The sequence below is a fragment of the Pseudomonas asturiensis genome, assembly GCF_900143095.1.
Classification (GTDB): domain Bacteria; phylum Pseudomonadota; class Gammaproteobacteria; order Pseudomonadales; family Pseudomonadaceae; genus Aquipseudomonas; species Aquipseudomonas asturiensis.
This window is the reverse complement of the sequence record NZ_FRDA01000004.1, coordinates 1-19,936: the sequence shown is the minus strand read 5'-3', so window position 1 is coordinate 19,936 and position 19,936 is coordinate 1. Positions and strand designations below refer to the sequence as shown.

General features: G+C 60.6%; 16 protein-coding genes. 4 read left to right on the top strand and 12 right to left on the bottom strand.

What is annotated here, in order from left to right:
* Window positions 1-170 precede the first annotated feature (170 nt).
* The 7 genes from pepN to BUB69_RS08125 form a co-directional block, all read right to left on the bottom strand.
* A complete protein-coding gene (gene pepN / locus BUB69_RS08155) occupies window positions 171-2,837 on the bottom strand; it encodes an aminopeptidase N (RefSeq protein WP_073164424.1) in 2,667 nt (888 codons plus the stop codon).
* A gap of 12 nt (window positions 2,838-2,849) precedes the next feature.
* Window positions 2,850-3,683, bottom strand: a complete 834-nt coding sequence (locus BUB69_RS08150) for a DUF2797 domain-containing protein (protein ID WP_163032223.1) — start codon at window positions 3,681-3,683, stop codon at window positions 2,850-2,852.
* Window positions 3,680-3,940 carry a YeaC family protein gene (locus BUB69_RS08145; protein WP_073164418.1) on the bottom strand — a complete coding sequence of 87 codons (261 nt, stop codon included), beginning with the start codon at window positions 3,938-3,940 and terminating at the stop codon, window positions 3,680-3,682. Before BUB69_RS08145 ends, BUB69_RS08150 begins: the two co-directional genes overlap by 4 nt.
* A 28-nt stretch (window positions 3,941-3,968) precedes the next feature.
* Window positions 3,969-4,841 carry a rhomboid family intramembrane serine protease gene (locus BUB69_RS08140; protein ID WP_073164415.1) on the bottom strand — a complete coding sequence of 291 codons (873 nt, stop codon included), beginning with the start codon at window positions 4,839-4,841 and terminating at the stop codon, window positions 3,969-3,971.
* Entirely contained in the window at window positions 4,838-5,809 is a 972-nt protein-coding gene (locus BUB69_RS08135; protein WP_073164410.1) for a metallophosphoesterase, read from the bottom strand. The genes BUB69_RS08140 and BUB69_RS08135 overlap by 4 nt, the downstream gene beginning before the upstream one ends.
* Window positions 5,809-6,699, bottom strand: a complete 891-nt coding sequence (locus BUB69_RS08130) for an NAD(+) kinase (protein ID WP_024687806.1) — start codon at window positions 6,697-6,699, stop codon at window positions 5,809-5,811. The genes BUB69_RS08135 and BUB69_RS08130 overlap by 1 nt, the downstream gene beginning before the upstream one ends.
* Window positions 6,700-6,795: 96 nt before the next feature.
* Window positions 6,796-7,881 (bottom strand): GGDEF domain-containing protein, encoded by a 1,086-nt coding sequence (locus BUB69_RS08125; RefSeq protein WP_073164407.1) that lies wholly within the window; start codon window positions 7,879-7,881, stop codon window positions 6,796-6,798.
* A gap of 326 nt (window positions 7,882-8,207) precedes the next feature.
* On the opposite strand from BUB69_RS08125, the gene BUB69_RS08120 reads away from it, so the two are divergent.
* Entirely contained in the window at window positions 8,208-9,191 is a 984-nt protein-coding gene (locus tag BUB69_RS08120) for a DUF1853 family protein (protein ID WP_073164404.1), read from the top strand.
* Here the strand turns inward: BUB69_RS08120 and BUB69_RS08115 are convergent.
* The 5 genes from BUB69_RS08115 to BUB69_RS08095 form a co-directional block, all read right to left on the bottom strand.
* Window positions 9,157-10,437 carry an arsenic transporter gene (locus BUB69_RS08115; RefSeq protein WP_073164401.1) on the bottom strand — a complete coding sequence of 427 codons (1,281 nt, stop codon included), beginning with the start codon at window positions 10,435-10,437 and terminating at the stop codon, window positions 9,157-9,159. The genes BUB69_RS08120 and BUB69_RS08115 overlap by 35 nt on opposite strands.
* Window positions 10,437-11,645: an MFS transporter gene (locus tag BUB69_RS08110; RefSeq protein ID WP_073164397.1), complete on the bottom strand. Its 1,209-nt coding sequence runs from the start codon at window positions 11,643-11,645 to the stop codon at window positions 10,437-10,439. The genes BUB69_RS08115 and BUB69_RS08110 overlap by 1 nt, the downstream gene beginning before the upstream one ends.
* Window positions 11,646-11,957: 312 nt before the next feature.
* The gene (locus BUB69_RS08105; RefSeq protein WP_073164394.1) at window positions 11,958-13,304 is read right to left on the bottom strand and encodes an MFS transporter; all 1,347 of its coding nucleotides are present in this window, start codon (window positions 13,302-13,304) and stop codon (window positions 11,958-11,960) included.
* 462 nt (window positions 13,305-13,766) lie between these two features.
* Entirely contained in the window at window positions 13,767-14,678 is a 912-nt protein-coding gene (locus tag BUB69_RS08100) for a 1-aminocyclopropane-1-carboxylate deaminase/D-cysteine desulfhydrase (RefSeq protein WP_073164391.1), read from the bottom strand.
* A gap of 51 nt (window positions 14,679-14,729) precedes the next feature.
* On the bottom strand, window positions 14,730-16,769 hold the full coding sequence (locus tag BUB69_RS08095) for an NADPH-dependent 2,4-dienoyl-CoA reductase (protein WP_073164389.1): 2,040 nt from the start codon (window positions 16,767-16,769) through the stop codon (window positions 14,730-14,732).
* A 225-nt stretch (window positions 16,770-16,994) separates the two neighbouring features.
* Between BUB69_RS08095 and BUB69_RS08090 the strand changes: the two genes are divergently transcribed.
* The 3 genes from BUB69_RS08090 to BUB69_RS08070 form a co-directional block, all read left to right on the top strand.
* A complete protein-coding gene (locus BUB69_RS08090) occupies window positions 16,995-18,137 on the top strand; it encodes a carbon-nitrogen hydrolase family protein (protein ID WP_073164386.1) in 1,143 nt (380 codons plus the stop codon).
* 2 nt (window positions 18,138-18,139) lie between these two features.
* Window positions 18,140-19,180 carry an AraC family transcriptional regulator gene (locus tag BUB69_RS08085; protein WP_073164383.1) on the top strand — a complete coding sequence of 347 codons (1,041 nt, stop codon included), beginning with the start codon at window positions 18,140-18,142 and terminating at the stop codon, window positions 19,178-19,180.
* A gap of 589 nt (window positions 19,181-19,769) precedes the next feature.
* The coding region (locus BUB69_RS08070) for a pyridoxal-phosphate dependent enzyme (RefSeq protein WP_175561685.1) at window positions 19,770-19,936 on the top strand (167 nt) is incomplete at its 3' end.

Here is a 19,936-nt window from a genome sequence, read left to right as displayed (position 1 = left end):
GGCCGTGTATCAGGCACATAACGTATCAGATGTTCTGGCAGCTGGATATGCATCACATGTGAGTTTTTTCGCAGGTTTTGTCACAAAAAACCAATAAAAAAGGCCGTCCACCGCAGCGGACAGCCTTTCTGTGCAGGGTGCCGACATCACACCCGTCATGACGTCAGCCGTTACTCGGCCAGGCTTTTGCTCACCACTTCATACACGTCTGGCGACAGCTTGCCGGAAGCGAGGATGCGCTCAAGTTCAGCTTTCATCAGCGCCTGACGCGCGCTGTCGTATTTGCGCCAGCGGGTCAGCGGTGCCAGTTGGCGAGACGCGATCTGCGGGTTGAAGCCGTTCAGCTCAATCACCAGGTCCGCCAGGAAGCGATAGCCGGAACCGTCCGCCGCATGGAAATTAATCAGATTCTGCGCGGCAAAGGCACCGATCAACGCCCGAACCTTGTTCGGGTTCTTGATGTTGAACGCGGGATGCTGCATCAGCGCCTTGACGCGCTGCAGACCGCCCGGCTGAGTGCTGCCCGCCTGAACGCTGAACCACTGATCCATGACCAGCGCGTTGTCCTTGAAGTTCTCCGCGAACACGGCCAGCGCCTTGTCGCGCTCCTCGCTGAATGGCGAGTTGACCAACACCGCCAGTGCAGTAAGGCGTTCGGTCATGTTGTCGCTGGTGTCGAACTGGTCGATGGTCGCGGCCAACACTTCTGGCTTGCCGCTGAGCATGAGGTAGGACAGCGCGATGTTCTGCAATGCACGGCGCGCGAAATGCTCGGCTTCGGCAACGTAAGGCATGACCCTGGAAATGTCACGATTAGCCTGATAACGCGCCCACAGGCCGTCGAACAGGCTGTCTGCCAGTTGCTGACGGGCAAACTCGCGCGCCGCGTGAATGGCCTCGACATCGGCCACTTCGCTGATTTCCGTGAGGTAAGCTTCGCCCGGTAGCGACAGCATTTCTGCGACCATCGCCTGATCCAGTTGCTCATCAGCCAGCACGGTGCCCAAAGCCTTCACCAGACGCGGGTCCATGACCAGCGCCTGACCTTGCTGATGCTGGCCAATCATTTCCTGAAGCACCTGCACGGACAGTTGCTGACCGGCATCCCAACGGTTGAAGCCATCGCTGTCGTGCTGCATCAGGAACATCAGCTGGTCGCGGTCGTAAGGGAAGCTCAGTTTGACTGGCGCCGAGAAGCCGCGCAGCAACGAAGGCAACGGTTTTTCCGCGACATCGACGAATGTGAACGTCTGCTCGGCTTCGGTCACCGACAGCACCCGCGTGGTACTGCTGGCTGCCGCTTCGCCTGACAGGCGCAGCGCAATGTCACGACCCTGGCTGTCCAGCAGGCCCAGTTCGACCGGAATCACGAACGGCTGTTTCTGATCGCCCGGCTGGCCCGGTGTGGTCGGGCAGCTCTGGCGGAACGTCAGGCTGTAAGTGCCCGCCGTGCTGTCGTAGGACTCGCTGACCGCCAGACGTGGCGTACCGGCCTGGCTGTACCAGCGCTTGAACTGGGTCAAGTCGATGCCGTTGGCGTCTTCCATGGCCTTGATGAAATCGTCGCAGGTCACCGCCTGGCCGTCATGACGCTCGAAATACAGGTCGCTGCCTTTGCGGAAGCCCTCTGCACCCAGCAGGGTGTGAAGCATGCCGACCACTTCCGATCCCTTCTCATAGACCGTCAGGGTGTAGAAGTTGGAAATCTCGATAAAGCTGTCCGGGCGCACGGCATGGGCCATCGGGCCTGCGTCTTCGGCGAACTGGTGAGTGCGCAGAAAGGCGACGTCCTGGATGCGTTTGACCGTGGCCGAGTTCATGTCGGCGGAGAAACCGGCGTCCCGGTAAACCGTGAAGCCCTCCTTGAGCGACAGCTGAAACCAGTCACGGCAGGTCACACGGTTGCCCGACCAGTTGTGGAAGTATTCATGCGCAACGATGGCCTCGACGCGCTGGTGCGCAGCATCGGTGGCGGTTTCGGCACGGGCCAGCACGGCACTGGAGTTGAAGATATTGAGACCTTTGTTCTCCATCGCGCCCATGTTGAAGTCGTTGACGGCGACGATCATGAAGATATCCAGGTCGTATTCACGACCGTAGGTCTCCTCGTCCCAGCGCATGGACTTCTTCAGGCTGTTCATGGCGTGCTGGCACTTGTCGATGTTTTCCGGCTCGACATAGATGCGCAGGGTCACGACCCGCTCGCTCAGGGTGGTGAAAGTGTCCTCGACACACCACAGATCGCCCGCCACCAGCGCGAACAGGTAGGCCGGTTTCATGAACGGGTCTTCCCAGGTCGCCCAGTGACGGCCGTCTTCTTCATCGCCACTGGCCACCGGATTGCCGTTGGATAGCAGAATCGGGAAGCTGTGCTTTTCAGCACTGACCGTGGTCGTGAATTTGCTCATCACGTCAGGGCGGTCGAGGTAGTAAGTGATCTTGCGAAAGCCTTCGGCCTCGCACTGGGTGCAGAACATGCCGCTGGACTTGTACAGGCCTTCCAGCGCCGTGTTGGTTTCCGGGTGAATGCGCACCGTGCTATCGACCGTAAACCGCTCTGCCTTGGGGTGCAGGGTCAGGTGATCTTCGGTCAACTGATAATCGGCGGCCGTCAGTTCGACGTCGTCCAGATTCACCGAAAGCAGCTCCAGGTGCTGACCGTCCAGCACCAGTGGCGGCAGACCGGCACCGCGTGCCGGGTTGCGGCGCATCACCAGTTGCGCGTGGACCAGCGAGTGATCGTCGAACAGCTCGAACGTCAGGTTCGTTTCGTCGATCAGGTACTCGGGCGCCTGATAATCCTTCAGGTAGATCATGGTCGGTTGTTCGGTGCGCATGCTGGAATCCTTTTACTGATGCACGGCCAGCTGGTAGGCCGTGTATTTGCGAATATTGATCACGCCCGTATCGAAGATCAGGTATTGACCCTTGATCCCCAGCAGCGTGCCCTCGGCAATCGGGTTCTTGTCCAGGTTGAAGCTCACGATCTTGGTCGGGTACGCCTCGACCGGATAGCGAAACTCGACTGGCTCGGCGTCATGAAGTAATTGGATGGCCTGCAGGCCGAATCGTTCTTGCAATCCCAGCAGGCCCGCACCGCAGGTCTCGAACAGTTCCTGGCGGATGGCCTTGAGGTCCACCGGCTGGGCATCGCCCTTGAGCAAGGCGCGCCAGTTGGTCCGGTCGGCCACCTGACTGCGCAGCAGGTCTTCGACGAAACCCGACTGCTGACGTGTGGCGACGCGCAGAATCGGCAGCGCCTGACTGGCGCCCTGGTCCAGCCAGCGGGTCGGCAACTGGGTGGAGCGCGTGATGCCCACCTTCACGCCCGACGAATTGGCCAGGTAGACGATGTGGTCCGTCATGCAGAACTGCTCGCCCCACGCCGGATCACGGCAGGTGCCCTGATCGTGATGACATTTTTCCGGGCTCATGATGCACACGTCGCACTGCGCCAGCTTGAGCATGCAGGGGTAGCAATAACCCTGGCTGTAGCTGGACTTGGTTTTGCGACCGCAGTGGCTGCAGTGAATGGCTCCCAGAAACTCCAGACGGACCGTCTTGCCGATCAGCGGGTTGACCGCGATCTCGGTCTCGCCCAAGCGAAATGCGTATTGCACCAGTGACGAATCGTCCTGGCGCACGGACATCTTGTTTACAGCACCGCGTCCAATCTCAATCAATGGATGGCATCCGACTTGAACAGGATGTTGGGCACCGGTGCCGATTTGGAGGCGCATTCCTGCGGCCCCATGTAACCGGTGCGCTGGTCTTCAGGCAGGTTCTGCGCTTCCCAGGCGATCAACGCCTGCAGCGACAGCTCACGCTGTTCCTGGGTCAGTTTGCGACCGTCTGACCATTTGCCGATTTCCACCGCCAGCTTCAGGCTCTCGTAGATGTCCGGGGTGATGTTTTCAATCATTTCTACAAAAGACGACATGGCGCACTCCAGAAAATAGCGGGCAATTTTAGGCCTTGCGGCGCGCGAGCGCACCACCCAGCAGGCCGGTAACACAACCGATGATCAGGCCACCGACGTGAGCGCCGTTGGCGATTTCGCCGAAACCGAGCATGCTCACCAGACCGGACAGACACAGCGCCAGCCAGACCAGCATCATCACCAGCACGCCGCGTGGCAGGCGATAAACCGGGTTGGGCGCCAACATCTGGAAGATCCAGCAGTGACCGAGCAACCCGTAAAGCACGCCCGACAGCCCGCCAAACAGGCTGGGACCTGACGACAGATACTGAACATAATTGGACACCGCCGAGAATAGCAGCGTCAGGCCCAGCAAATGCCAGCTGCCCTGGCGAATCTCGATCCGCCGCCCCAGTTCCCAGTACCACAGGCCGTTCATGGCCAGATGCAGGATGCCGAAGTGAATCAGCATCGGCGACACGATACGCCACCACTGTCCGGCTGCAAGACTGTCGGCCAGCGGCAGGAACGACGCATAGTCGCCATGCACGCGAAAATCAAGAAACGTCAGCCAGCGAATGGCTTCCAGGTTGTCGCCCAGCAGGGTCAGTCCTGCCACCAGCAGTGTCGCCAGCAGCACCAGCGCGGTGACCGGGCTACGACGCAGTTGATAGAGCAGACCGGGGTTGCTGGCCACGGTCTCTTGCGCAATACCGGGCAGTTGAAAAGCCTCGTCACCTTCCGGGAAGCGCTCGTACAGGGCGCGCACCTCCTGGGCCAACTCGCCAGCATCGGGCACCCACAGCACTTGCTTACCCACCTCTTCGCTGACCCGATGAGGGATCTGCAGGCGGTGCAGCAGGCTGACAAATCCGCTTAAATCAGCGGTTAATGGCAAACGCAGGGCTGCAACAGGGCTCATCGTGAAACCTCGGGACGCTGTACATCGACCCACACGAACTTGTCGGGGTCGATCTGTGTTTCCTGATCAAGCCGATAGGCGACCAGTTTGCCGTAGAGCACTGCGCTGTAGTCCAGACAGGCCAGGTTCGGCCGGATAGGTGCGGGGATGCCGCTGCGCCAGTAATGCCCGACGAACAGCAGGGGTTCGTCGACCCCGTAACGCAGCAGCGCGTTCTTCTCGGACGTAGACAGCGGCGTCTTGGCCACGCCCTCGGGCAAGGCGTCAGGCTGGAACACCACGTCACCGTACGTCTGGGGATCATCCTCCCAGAACTTGGTACGGAAAAAGGCGCGGGTCAGGCCATCGCCGCCGGTCAGCGTCAGGCCATGCGGCAGGCGCATGTCGGTGCCGCGCAGCAGACGGTTGAACACATTGCTGGCGAAGCTGCCCGGCACGGCCGAAGCCTGCACAAAGTGCTTGTCGATACAACCGGTGCCATGCAGGCCGCGCAGCGGGTCGATCAGGGTCGCATCCCAGCAGGCATGCACCACTCTGAAACGCCCGGCATCCAGGTATAGCGGCAGTTCGTAGAACCACTCGACGAACGCTTTCCACTCATCCGGGTGCTCCTCGAACTGTGTCAGCGTTTCGCCGATCAGCTTGGCGTGGCGTGGCGTGTGCTCACGCACGAACCGGTTGCCGCTCTCGGGCAGCGCCGGTGTGACCCAGCCCAGCGCGTTGAACTCATGATTGCCCATGATGCAATAGGCCTGGCCGGCCTGAACCATGTCATACACGATATGCAACGACTCGCGGATACGAGGCCCGCGGTCAATGATGTCGCCGACAAAGATCGCCATGCGCTCGGGGTGGCGCCAGACACCCGCCTGCCGTCGATAGCCGAGAAGCTCCAGCAGATGCTCCAGGGTATGAGCACACCCATGCACGTCACCGATCAGATCGTAGCCACGCGCCGGATCGATCATCAGTCGCCTCCAGCACCAAGCCGGCTGCCCCAGCCGAGCTTGGTGCGGCAGACTTCGTAGTAGTTATGGTCAAGTGGATGAATCAGCCGCAGCTTCTGCGGCTTCTTGCTGACCGTGATGGTATCGCCGGGCGCGCAAGTGAAGTGGTTCTGGCCGTCGCAGGAGACCTGCGGGTAGATGGTCATGTCCTTGGACACCACGATCTTGAGCTCGCTGTTGCCGTCAACCACGATAGGCCGGCCGGACAGGGTATGCGGGTACATCGGCACAATGACGATGGCATCGAGCTTGGGGTGCATGATCGGTCCGCCGGCAGACAGCGCATAGGCGGTGGAGCCGGTCGGCGTGGCGACAATCAGGCCGTCGGCCTTCTGGCTGCACACGAACTGGCCGTCGATGTAGATCTCGAATTCGATCATGCGCGTGGATTTGCCAGGATGCAGCACCACGTCATTGAGCGCATCGCCCTGCCCGATGGCCTCGCCATGGCGACGAACCTCGGCCTGCAGCAGGAACCGGTTTTCAACCAGATAATGCCCGTCCAGCACCTCGGCGCATTTGACCTCCAGCTCGTCGGGACGAATGTCGGTCAGAAACCCCAGGCTGCCACGGTTGATACCCAGTACCGGTACGTTGTGCCTGGCCAGCGCCCGCGCAGCACCCAGCAGGCTGCCATCGCCACCTACCACGATCACCATGTCGCACACTTCACCGAGCATCTTGCGCGATGAGGTTTGCAAGCCATGGCCGGGCAGCACTTCAGCGATCGTCTCTTCGAGGATGACATGAAGGTGACGCTCCAACAGAAATCTCTTGAGTCGGCGCACGGTATCGAGCACCTGGACACTGCCCAGGCGACCGATGATGCCGATGTTGCGAAATTGCTCCATGAGACTCCTGCTGCGGGTTCGATACGGCTTCAAAGAGGGGATTATGGGCGAAAGCACCACACAGCAGCAAACGAACGTGCGCTCAGACAGCGCGCCTCAAAGCCCGGCCTCGGGCGTGGCCACCCGGTGGGGCCGCGATTCGCACCCGGCCGGAAGACCGTCTGCCGCGGGTTCCACCAGCGGCGCTCCCCTCCAGAAGGCCATATCCTTCCCGGCGTCCTTGGCCTGGTACAGATTGATGTCAGCGGTTTTGAGCACGTGGGAACTGCTGCAGGTTGCGTCGATATCAGCCATTCCGGCGCTGCAGGTAAACGGACGACTCACCGCCGCCTGCCTGATTGCACGCAGCAGACGAATCACGTAGTCCCGGGCCGCGCTTTCGCTACTGACCGGCAGAATCACGCCGAACTCCTCCCCACCCAATCGTCCATACGCGAGACTGCCCTGGGTCTGCTCCAGGCACGACGCCATGAGCTGCAGCACTTCATCACCGGCATCATGCCCGAGCGCGTCATTGATCTGTTTGAAGTTATCAATATCCAGCATCAGGAAGTAACCGGCACTTCGCGCTTTCAGGTGACACTCCAGCGCCTCCATCAACGCGCGGCGATTCAATATACCCGTCAGGTAATCGGTCAAGGACTGTTCGCGGAACTTGCTCTCCAATGACAGGACATTGCGCAGTGTTCGGGTATAGGTGAGATTGAGCAAGACACCCAGACTGGTCGACGCAACAAACAACAAGCTCATGAACAGATACGCAACATCCCCGGGTTTAATCCCTTGCGCCGGGGAGAGAATGAGCCAGGACAGCATCGTGACAAATAGATAATCCCGGGTATACACCATCAATAATGTCGAGCCCAGAACAATCATCACAGCAATGGGTAATGCCCAGTTTACGCCCATGTCGCTGTTCAACTCGCTGGCCCTGGCAAAACAGAGGGCGACCACAATCACGAACAGACTGCCCGCCAGACGCCACGTCCTGAACTGCCGTGCGCGATATTGGAAGGCACAGGTCAAGAGCAAACCGACGGTCAGGACAAACTCCCGAACACCATAATGAATATAAGGTGTCACCGTCAGGACAATCAACCAGCATACGATCGCCAGGCATTGCGCCAGTGCAACGGCCGGCGCCAGAAGACACTTAATACGGGCCTGCATTTCACTGTTCATATATAACCCCAGGCCTTCCGTATCCTGACCATGCGAAGAGTGCCCTCATTCGCAGCCGACCGGCTGACAGCACTCAACTGTTAATACCGGCACTCCATCGGCCTACCGCCAATGAATCGTTGATGCCTGCCGCGCACGGGGACAGGAATACAATGTCGTATTAAAGAGTTCGTATCAAGTCAGGTCGGAGATTGTTGACAGGCCATGATAGAAATACATGATAGGGCGTGACAAAAAAGAAGCGTCGGGCGGGCGTCGCGGGATATCAACCTGACGCCTGATCGAACTCATCACCGGCCAGCCCCAAGTCAGGCTATTCTCGGTACATGACTCTATTCCCCGACCTTATCGACCTTCCCCGCCAGTTGCGACACCCTGAGGTGCGCGACCTCGCGTGGGTCATTCTGGCGCCGCCCATGCTGGATGCAACGCCCTGGCCGCAACGTCATCCACTGGCTGGCAGCGATTGGGTCGACGCACCGCAGCGCCTGGTCGACTTTCTGCGCAGGCTGGACCAGAACAGCAGTGAATTGGAGCACTGGATTGCGCAGGCGTCCACACGCCGACTGGGACGCTATTACGAAAGGCTCTGGCAGTTTGCAGTGCAACACGCGCCGGGGGTCGAGATCATCGCAGCCAACCTGCCGATCCGGCTGGACGGTCAGACGCTCGGCGAACTGGACATGCTGCTGCGCGATCGCGATGGCGTGCACCATGTGGAACTGGCGATCAAATTGTATCTCGGCCCGCAGAACGGCGATGGCAGCGACCCCGCGCAATGGCTCGGCCCTGGCTGTCACGACCGCCTGGACCGCAAGCTGGCGCACCTGAGCCAGCATCAGTTGCCTATTTCTTCACGCCCGGAAAGCCAATCGGCGCTTGCGGCCCTGGGCGTCGAAGCGTTCAACGCCGAACTATGGCTGGGCGGGTATCTGCTCTATCCGTGGCCGGGGTCTGCTGATTCGCCTGCCGGAGCCCATCACCAGCATTTGAAAGGTCGCTGGCTGCATCAGCGAGACTGGAAAAGATTCGTGAATCAGAGCGAAACCGGACGCTGGCAACCCCTGCCCCGCCACGCCTGGCTTGCACCCGCGCACTATCGGCAAGCCTGGACTCACGGACAGCTGCAGGACTGGCTGACGCAACTCGACCCGCTGGCCCCGGCGCAATTGCTGGTGCGCCTGACCGAGAACCCTCAAGGCGAATGGGAGGAAGCCGAGCGGCTTTTTCTGGTGTCGGACCTGTGGCCGAACCTGGCCGACACCAGCCACCCGTTCAACTCAGTCGCAGTGCCAGCGCCGCCAGCGTGATCAATAGCACCGGCACGGTCAGCACGATGCCGACCTTGAAGTAGTATCCCCAGCCGATGTTGATGCCCTTGCGTTGCAGCACGTGCAGCCACAACAAGGTCGCCAGACTGCCGATTGGCGTGATTTTCGGTCCCAGGTCGCTGCCGATCACGTTGGCGTAGATCATCGCTTCCTGAATCGCGCCCGTGGCATGGCTGGCCTCGATGGACAGCAGTCCGATCAGGACCGTCGGCATGTTGTTCATGATCGATGACAGGAACGCGGTCATCACCCCTGTGCCCATGGCCGCACCCCAGATGCCATAACCGGCGAACCAGTCCAGCAGGCTGGCCAGGTAACCCGTCAGTCCGGCGTTGCGCAGACCATAAACCACCAGGTACATGCCCAGCGAAAACACGACGATGTGCCAAGGCGCTTCTTTCATGACCTTGCGCGTGGAAATGGTGTGGCCTTTGGCGGCAATGCCCAGCAACAGCACCGCGCAGGTCGCGGAAATTGCGCTGATCGGGATGCCCAGGGGCTCAAGGGCGAAACAGCCCACCAGCAGAATCAGCAACACCCACCAGCCGGCCATGAACGTCGCCCTATCCTTGATGGCCGTCTCCGGTTTCTCAAGCTGGTCGGGATCGAAGTCACGCGGAATATCACGACGGAAATACAGCATGAGGACCGCCAGCGTGGCCGCGACGCTGACCAGGTTGACCGGCACCATCACCGCCGCATAGCGGTTGAAACCGATTTTGAAATAGTCCGCCGACACGATGTTCACCAGATTCGACACCACCAGCGGCAGGCTCGCGGTGTCGGAAATGAATCCGGCAGCCATGACGAACGCCAGGGTCGAGGCTGGAGAAAAACGCAGCGCCAGCATCATCGCGATCACGATGGGTGTCAGGATCAGCACAGCGCCGTCGTTGGCAAACAGCGCCGACACCAGCGCGCCAAACAACACGAACAGTGCAAACAGGCGCCGCCCCTTGCCGTTGCCCCAGCGCGCCACGTGCAGGGCTGCCCAGGAAAAGAAGCCTGCCTCATCCAGCAATAACGTGATGATGATCAGCGATATGAAGGTGGCCGTGGCATTCCAGATGATGCCCCACACCACCGCGATATCACCGAGATGCACCACGCCGGTCAGCAGCGCGAGGACCGCCCCGAGCACTGCACTCCAGCCGACGCCGAGCCCCTTGGGTTGCCAGATGACCAGTGTGATGGTGAACAGGAAGATCAGCGTGGCTATGAGCATCATTTGGTCCGGGGCAGGAAAATCGCGAAGATGCCGAGCAACGGCAGGTACGAACACAGGTTGTAGACAAACAGGATGCCGTGGGTGTCGGCCAGATGACCGAGCAAGGCTGCACCGATGCCGCCGAAGCCGAACATCAGGCCAAAGAACAGACCGGCAATCATGCCAACGTTACCGGGTACCAATTCCTGGGCGTAGACCACGATGGCGGAGAACGCCGAAGCCAGCACGAAGCCGATGATCACGCTCAACACGCTGGTCCAGAACAGATCGGCGTAAGGCAGCGCCAGGGTGAACGGAGCCGCACCGAGGATCGAGAACCAGATAACCGCCTTTCGGCCGATCTTGTCGCCAATCGGGCCACCAAAGAACGTACCCGCCGCCACTGCGCCCAGAAACAGGAACAAGTGCAACTGCGAGCTGGCCACCGAGAGGTCGAACTTCTCGATCAGGTAAAACGTGAAGTAGCTGGTCAGGCTGGTCATGTAGAAGAACTTGGAAAACACCAGGAACGCCAGCACTGCCAGCGAGGCGATGACCCGGTTTCTCGACAGGCCGTGGGTGGCGGCCTGACCGGCCTTGAGCTTGAACAGGTTCAAGTGCGCGCGATACCAGCGGCTGATCGCGTAGAGCAAGCCCAGGGAAAACAGCGCGAACAGACCAATCCAGGCGACGTTGCCCTGCCCGAACGGAATGATGATCGCCGCCGCCAGCAACGGGCCGAGCGCAGAACCGGTGTTGCCGCCTACCTGAAACGTCGATTGCGCCAAGCCGAAACGCCCGCCCGAGGCCAGCCGCGCAATACGCGAGGCTTCCGGATGAAAGGTGGACGAACCGATACCGATCAGTGCGGCGGCGAGCAGGATCAACGGAAAACTGCCGACCATCGACATCATCACGATACCGATCAGGGTACAGATCGAACCGACCGGCAATACCAGTGGATTGGGATGACGGTCCGTGTAATACCCGACCCAAGGCTGCAACAGCGACGCGGTGATCTGAAACGTCAGGGTGATCAGGCCGATCTGGGTGAAGCTCAGGTCATAACTGGCCTTGAGCATCGGGTAGATCGACGGCAGGATCGCCTGAATCAGGTCATTGATCAGGTGCGCAAGGGCAACGGCACCGATGATGCGCATCACCAGCGGGCTGGAGTGTGGAGTTGTCGTGGCCGTCGCCGCACCTGGCTGAGCACTGGTCGCCATGGAATTCATCCGTAAAAGGTTTTCGGGTGTCCCCGGACGGATGATTACAAGATGTGTCACGCGTACCAGGGCGCGCCAATGTGCCATTTTTCGGGGCAGTAGTGCCACGTTTTGTTGCGTTTTCGTTGAGCGGTTCAGCCACCCGTACGGGCGCAGAGCGTCCTGCACGGCATTATCGGGCACAAGGCTCAGCGTTATGCACAGGCGTTGCGGGGTAAACGCAGCACTGCGTGGGATCGGTAATTTATCCCGTCGCTGCTGGCTTACCCCGGCTTCAATGCGCTATTGACCTCTGCATACCCCGTGCAGACGTCATGCGTGCGTCTGCGCCGAGCCCACCGCCGTGCCTTTGTCCGCTGCCGCCACGTCATGCAACGAAACCCTCGAGGTCTCGGGCAAGGCCAGGCCTCCCACCATGGCCATTACCGCTACGGCGATCAGGTAGAACGCCGGTGACAGGTTGCTGCCGGTCGTACTGATCAGCCAGGTCGCCATCAACGGCGCTGTGCCGCCAAACAATGTGTAGGCCATGTTGTAGGTGATCGCCGACGCCGTGTACCGCGTGCGCGTCGGAAAGGTCTCGGACAGCAACGCCGCCGTCACCACGCCACATAATACTGCGCCCACTGCCAGCAGCATCACACCGACCACAGACGCTGCGAACGAGCCGGAACTGGCCATCAAAAACGAAGGGAACACCACCAGCATCAACAGAATGCAGGCCGTGGCCATGGTCACGCGCCGGCCTACGCGGTCCGAGTAAGCGCCCGCAAGCGGACAAATGACGGCGGCAAACGCCAGGGCGATCAACGACACCAGCAGTGCCGAAGCCCGGCTCAAGCCACCCGCCACCTGCAGATAGGTCGCGAAATAGGTGGTGAACATATAAAACGACAACGCGGTCAGTGACACGAAAGCGCCCAGGCAGCAGATAGCACCTGCGTGGTTGCGCAGTGTTTCCTTGAGGGGCGAATGGGCGACCGCATGCTCCTGAGTCACCGCCTGGAACGCCGGGGTTTCGTCCAGCTTCCAGCGCAAGTACAGGCCCACCAGCCCCAGCGGCGCTGCAATCAGAAACGGCAGACGCCAGCCCCAACTGCCCATGGCTTCTGAAGACAACGAGGCCTCGAGTGCATACGCCACCACGGCCGCTGCAGCGAACGCGGAAAAGGTCGACACCGGGACGAAGCTGCCATACCAGGCACGCTGCGTGCGCGGGGCATGCTCCATCAGGTAGGCACAGGCACCCGCGTATTCACCACCGGCCGAGAAGCCTTGGGCACAACGAATGATGGTCAGCAGAATCGGCGCAGTGACACCAATGGCCGCATAGGTGGGCAACAACCCGATCAGCGTAGTCGCCGCCGCCATCAACAGAATGGTCATCGCCAGGGTCCGCTTACGGCCTATGCGGTCGCCCAGCATGCCGAAAAAGATCCCGCCCAAAGGCCGGAAGGCGAATGCCACAGCAAACACCGCAAAAGTTTTCAACAGCGCAGCACTGGTGTCGCCGCTGGGAAAGAACTGCAAGGCGATGGTGGTGGCCAGAAAGCCATAAACAGCGAAATCGAACCACTCGACAAAATTGCCAATGGCAGCGGCCACGATGACTTTTCTCAGTGTGGCAGGATCAACGTTTTCTGCGGCGGTGGTTGTCATGCTGACCTCGGCGTCATGATCTGGAATGGATCGATTATCGAGACAGCGACCCGGACACCTCAGTCCAGAAAAGTCATCCGCGTATTCAGGGCCGACGCCTCGGCATATTCGGTACAGATTTCATGCCAAGGCTCTGGGACGGGCGTTCGTTCTGGCAGAGGCGGGGCCATCGAAGGCGGATTGTCCGCGAAGGAACCGGCACATTCAGCCGAGAGGTTGCGCCTGAAAGTCAGTCTTCGTGGACAAACGGAACGCCGCCCGGTCCACTCCCACGGAAACCGGTTTCAGCCAGTGGGAGCGGACTCGTCCGCGAATGGGCCGGTGTAGTCAGTCGAAGGGTTGCGCCTGAAAGTCAGTCTTCGTGGACAACGGGAACGCCGCCCGGTCCACTACCACGGAAACCGGTTTCAGCCAGTGGGAGCGAGCTTGCTCGCGAAGGGGCCGGCGGTATTTTCCACAACGCTACATCAGAGCAGCACGCCGCCCCTGCAACCCACCGGTATGGACGAAGATCAATCGGGTGCCGGGCATGAAGCGGCCAGCCAGTACATCGTCGTGTAGCGCCAGCAACGCTTTGCCCGTATAGAGCGGCTCCAACGGCACACCACTTTGCGTTTCGCTGCGAGCCAGGAACTCCAGCAACACCGGATCGGTGCGGGCAAACGCTCCCCGACTGGCATCGAGCAACTGCCAGCCCGACGTATCAACGCCGACCAGCGCAGTAACGTTCTGCGCCACGCCATGATCATCCGGCACCGCCATCGCGCCGTACACCGGATGGGCTCCCTGCTCGGCGATAACCAGCCCGCCCAGCGTCGTGCCGGTCCCGGCGGCCAGCCACCAGCCGTGATACTCGTCCCAGCCACACTGCCTGAGCTGGCTGCGAACAAGCGTCAATAGCCGAGCGCAGCCTTCCGTTCCCGGCAAGCCGCCACCGCCTTCCGGGATCGGGTAAAGATCGGGATAGTGCGCCTGCCACGGCACCCAGAAGTCAGCCGCATGCCGCTCGCGATAACCGGCGTAACCGAGCCAGTGCAACTGCATGCCATAGGCCTGCAGATCAAGCACGGTCGGCGTTTCCTGTGGATGACCGCGTAACAGTCCGGCGGTCGGAAAGCCGAAGCGTTTGCCGGCAGCGGCCAGCGCATGAAGATGATTGGAGTGTGCCCCACCCAGGCTGATCGCACCCGCGGCCCCGCGACTGGCTGCCTGAGTCAGGTGGCCGATGAGCTTGAACCACTTGTTGCCACTGATCAGCGGGTCGATAAGGTCCAGACGCAGAATCGCCACCTCGACCCCGGCCTGTTGCAACCAGGCGAAGTCGAGGATTTCAAGGGGTGCATCAGGCTGCCAGTCGAGGGCGTCGCAAATCATGATGAAGGCCGTTTACAGAACGATGCGCAGTCTACCCCTCAGTGCGCGATGTCACAGCCCGGCCGCCAGTCGCGAGCCCTGATCGATGGCCCGTTTGGCATCCAGTTCGGCGGCCACGTCCGCGCCGCCAATCAGGTGCACGTTCTGCTGCGCCGCGACCAGATCGTCGTACAGTTCGCGCAACGGGTCCTGCCCGGCGCAGATCACGATATTGTCCACCGGCAGCAGTTGTTCTTCACCCTCTTCACCTATACGGATGTGCAGGCCTGCGTCGTCGATCTTCAGGTACTGGACGCTATTGAGCATCTGCACCCGTTTGTTCTTCAAGCCCGTGCGGTGAATCCAGCCGGTGGTTTTGCCCAGACCGTCGCCGACCTTGGAGCTCTTGCGTTGCAACAGGAACACCTGACGCGCTGGCGCATGGACCTCGGGCTTGATTCCCGCCACGCCACCGCGTGCTTCCAGGGTGATGTCGATGCCCCACTCCTTCCAGAACGCCTCGCGGTCCAGACTGGTGGCGACACCTTGATGCACCAGAAACTCCGACACGTCGAAGCCGATACCGCCCGCACCGATCACCGCCACACTGTGCCCGACCGGCTTGCGTTGCAGAATGACGTCCAGATAGCTGAGCACCTTGGGGTTGTCGATGCCGGGAATGGCGGGGGTGCGTGGCGCGATGCCGGTCGCCAGGATCACCTCATCAAAGCCTGCACCGACAAGATCCTGCGCCGTCACGCGAGTGTTCAGACGCAGTTGCACACCGGTGTCCTGCACCTTGTGGGTAAAGTAGCGCAGGGTTTCGGAGAACTCTTCCTTGCCGGGCACGCGCTTGGCGATGTTGAACTGGCCTCCGATTTCGCTGGCCGAATCGAACAGCGTCACCTGATGCCCGCGCTCGGCCGCCACAGTGGCCGCCGCCAGTCCTGCCGGGCCTGCGCCGACCACCGCAATCTTCTTGATCTGTCGGGCAGGCAGATAATTGAGCTCGGTCTCGTGACAGGCACGCGGGTTGACCAGACAGCTGGTCAGCTTGCCTCCGAAGGTGTGATCCAGGCAGGCCTGATTGCACCCGATGCAGGTATTGATCAATTCGGCACGACCGGCCGCCGCTTTGTTGACGAACTCAGGGTCGGCCAGAAACGGGCGGGCCATGGACACCATGTCGGCGTCGCCTTCGCTGAGAATCCGCTCCGCGACTTCCGGGGTATTGATCCGGTTGGTGGTGATCAAGGGAATATTCACCGAGCCGCGCAGTTTGGCCGTGACCTTGCTGAACGCGGCGCGTGGCACCTTGGTGGCGATGGTCGGAATCCGCGCTTCATGCCAGCCGATGCCCGTGTTGATCAGCGTCGCACCCGCCTGTTCGACCGCCTTGGCCAGTTGCACGATTTCCTGCCAGGTGCTGCCGCCTTCCACCAGGTCCAGCATGGACAGGCGGAAGATGATGATGAAGTTCGGGCCCACGGCCTGACGCACACGGGTCACGATCTCGACGGCCAGACGCATGCGATTGTCGTAACTGCCACCCCAGCGGTCAGTGCGGTGGTTGGTATGCGCCGCCAGGAACTGGTTGATGAAGTAGCCTTCCGACCCCATGATCTCGACGCCGTCATAGCCTGCACGCTGAGCCAGCGTGGAGCAGGTCACGAAATCGCTGATCTGTTTTTCGATGCCCTCTTCATCCAGCTCATGCGGTTTGAACGGATTGATGGGAGCCTGAATCGCGCTGGGCGCGACCTGCTTGCGGCTGTAGGCATAGCGGCCGGCGTGCAGAATCTGCAGGCAGATCTTGCCGCCTGCCTCGTGAACCGCCTGGGTCACGATGCGATGGCGCTCGGCCTCTTCCGGGGTTGTAAGCTTCGCGGCACCCTCGTAGACGCCACCTTCCTCATTCGGCGCGATGCCGCCGGTGACCATCAGGCCCACGCCACCCTGCGCACGCTCGGCGAAATAAGCCGACATCCGCTCGAAACCGCCCGGTTTCTCTTCCAGACCGGTGTGCATGGAGCCCATGAGGCTGCGGTTGCGCAACGTGGTGAAACCCAGATCCAGCGGGGCCAGCAGATGCGGATAGTGAGCAGCAGTCATGGCAAAGCTCCATCGATTCAATCACGGATAGACGAGGGCCTCTGTGTGCCCTCTTCATTCGAGCCTCAAGGCCCGTTCATGGCGCAACAGTAAAGAGCCATCCGATCACACTCAATGACCGAAAGTGACAAGTTATTGATCCAAACGCACAGCGCCCCTTGGCAAGCGCCGAGTGTAGTCCTACCCTAGTCGACAATTTCCCGATGGCAGCCCTGCGCCCTTCCTATGCGTAAATTTTTTGCCACGTGCCTCATCCTGGTGAGCCTGGCCAGCCTTGCAAGTTACATGCTCTGGACCGAACAGCGCCCGATGGGGCATTACCTGTCGGATCTGCGCATCCGGCTGGCCATCAATGAGGGGCAGCCCGGTGAACAAGGCAACCTGCTGGGCGTCGAACCCGAATTGTTTCCCACCGACTACCAGGACCTGGAGCACCTGCATCGCAAGCTGGCAGCCTACCTGCAACAGGCGCGTGATCAGGGTTTGATCAGCGCCAAGACCATCGTCGTGATGCCAGAGCATATCGGCACCTGGCTGTTTGCAAGCGGTGAAAAGAACCAGTTCTATCAGGCGGCCACGGTCGACGAGGCGATGAAGTGGCTGGCCTGGAGCAACCCGTTCAAGTTCATCCAGGCCACCCTCGGCGCAGAGGGTGAAAAGCGTATGGACGATGCCCATCTGCGTATGAAGTCACGCGCCATGGCGCACGATTACCAACAGCTGTTCGGCGGGCTGGCCAAGGAGTTTGGCGTGACGCTCGTGGCCGGCTCGATTGTGCTGCCGGACCCACGTGTAGAAAACGGCCAATTGCAGGTCGGTACAGGTGCCCTGTTCAACAGCAGCGTGACCTTTGGCGCCGACGGCAAGCCGCTCGGTCCTGCGCAGCGTCAGCTGTTCGCCAACCCCTATCAAAAGCACTACGTCAAACCGGCAGGCGATGCTCCACTCAATGTCATCGACACACCCGCCGGGCGACTGGGCATTCTGATCGGCACCGACAGCTGGTACCCCGACAGCTATGCGCGCATGAATCAGCAAGGCGCAGAGCTGATTGTCGTGCCCGCTTTTGTGGCAGGCAGGACGGGCTGGTCGTCTCCATGGCGCGGCGCTCGCACGCACAAGACGCCACGGCTCGACCTACAGCCTGGCAGCCTCAGCGAGGGCGAAGCCTGGCATCGCCTCACCCTGAGCACCCGTGAACCTTCGAGCACGGCCAGGGCGGGTATCAGTGTGTTCATGCGTGGGCAGTTCTGGAATCAGGGTAGTTCCGGACAAAGCTTTGTCAGCCATAACGGGCAAAACGTGGCCGAGGAGCCCGCGCAGAGTGGCGCGATGGCTGGCGCACGCCTGATCAACGTCTGGCTCTAACGATGCCCACACTGACCCTGCGCCTGGGCGACCTTTCAGTGGGCTTCGTTCAGAGCCTGACCGACGCGGTCAGCAGTTTCGGCCACGATCCCCATGTCCTGCTGGAACAATATGGCTTGGACGCTGTGCGTCTGGGCGAAGCAGGCGCCCGGCTGTCGATCCCACGCTATATGCGCCTGGGCCACGCGGCCATCCAGCTCACCGGACAGCCGGGCCTGGGGTTGCGCATGGGTCAGCTCAGTCGAATGGCGCAGGCAGGCCTTGCGGGCGTCACGGCGGCGCAAGCGCCTACTGTGCGCGAGGCAGCCCGCACCCTGATCCGCTTCGAGGCCCTGTACGGCGCGAACTATCGAGGCCAGTCGGGCTTCCATGAAGACGCCGGCGGAGCCTGGATGCGCTTCTATTCCATCAACCCGTACAACACCTACAACCGTTTTGTGGTGGATTCGATCCTGAGCGGCTGGATCACCCAACTGTCATCGCTGGCTGGCCATGCATTGCGCGCGCAGCGAATCGAAATCGAGTTCGACGCACCTGATTACGCGGGGCAATACACGCCATTGAGCGACACCCCGATTGCGTTCGGTGCAACGACCAATCAGCTTCGTCTGGATCTGGACAGCCTGGCATTGAGAAACCCCGACCACTGCCCGAGCACCTGGCGGCATCTGCTGCAACTGTGTGAGAAGGAGCTGGACCAACTGACCCGCACGCGCAGCCTGCGCGAGCGCATCACGCAATTGCTGGGGCCGCTATTGAGCGGTGGGCGGGAACCGGATCTGGAGGAAGTGGCGGCAAGGTTGAAACTGCCGACCTGGACACTGCGTCGCAAGCTGGCCGAGGAAGGCACTCGCTTTCGCGCGGTCCTCAATGACACACGCCGTGACTTGGCAATGACCTACATTCGCGACACCGAACTGGCATTCGGAGAAATCGCCTACCTGCTGGGCTTTGCCTCCGCTGAGGCCTTTCAACGCGCTTTCAAACGCTGGAACGGACAGACACCTGGAGAGTTCCGCCGCAGCCAGCGTCGAAGCGCCTGACGCCCTTCACAGTTCGGTGGCGTCGTCGGCAGGCTCTACCGGGTCCAGTTCCGATGCGCGGTATTCGAGCAGTTCTTCTTGATATTCATCCATTTTTTCGCCCTCTTGGCTGATTGAGTCATTCACGTGTTGCCACGTTCAGTAAAGCTGAGATAACTGACCGTGGGATCAACATTAAAGTGCCAATGTGAAACAAAAATGTTGATACCACTCGATAAACGAAAAATCCGACAGGAACTTCAGACGCAGAACGTCGTACAGGGTCGCCAATCAAACCTTGACTTCATTACCCGGGCCGCCCTACCCTCCAGACCATGAACCCAATCAAGCAAAACCTCGGCCAGATTATTATTACCGTCATTCCAGTCATGGCGGGTTAGCCGACGTTTGCAAAAAAACCCGCCCTGGAGGCGGGTTTTTTTCTGCCTCCAGAGCCACCTAACGCTCAACAGGAGTCAGACATGATCACTCTCTATCGCTCTATCACCCTCATTGCGTCCTCGCCTTCGATTGCTGCAGCTTCCCGCTGCGCTTCTTGCAAAGCAACGACCTGTAAGGAAACGACGCGATGAGTCATGGCCAGCCTGATCTGCTCAATCACTACGTTCGCAAGATCCTCACGTCCCGCGTCTACGACGTCGCCATCGAGACCCCGCTGCAAGGCGCACGACAGCTCTCCGAGCGCCTTGGCAACCAGGTGCTGCTCAAGCGCGAAGACCTGCAGCCGGTGTTCTCGTTCAAGATTCGCGGCGCTTA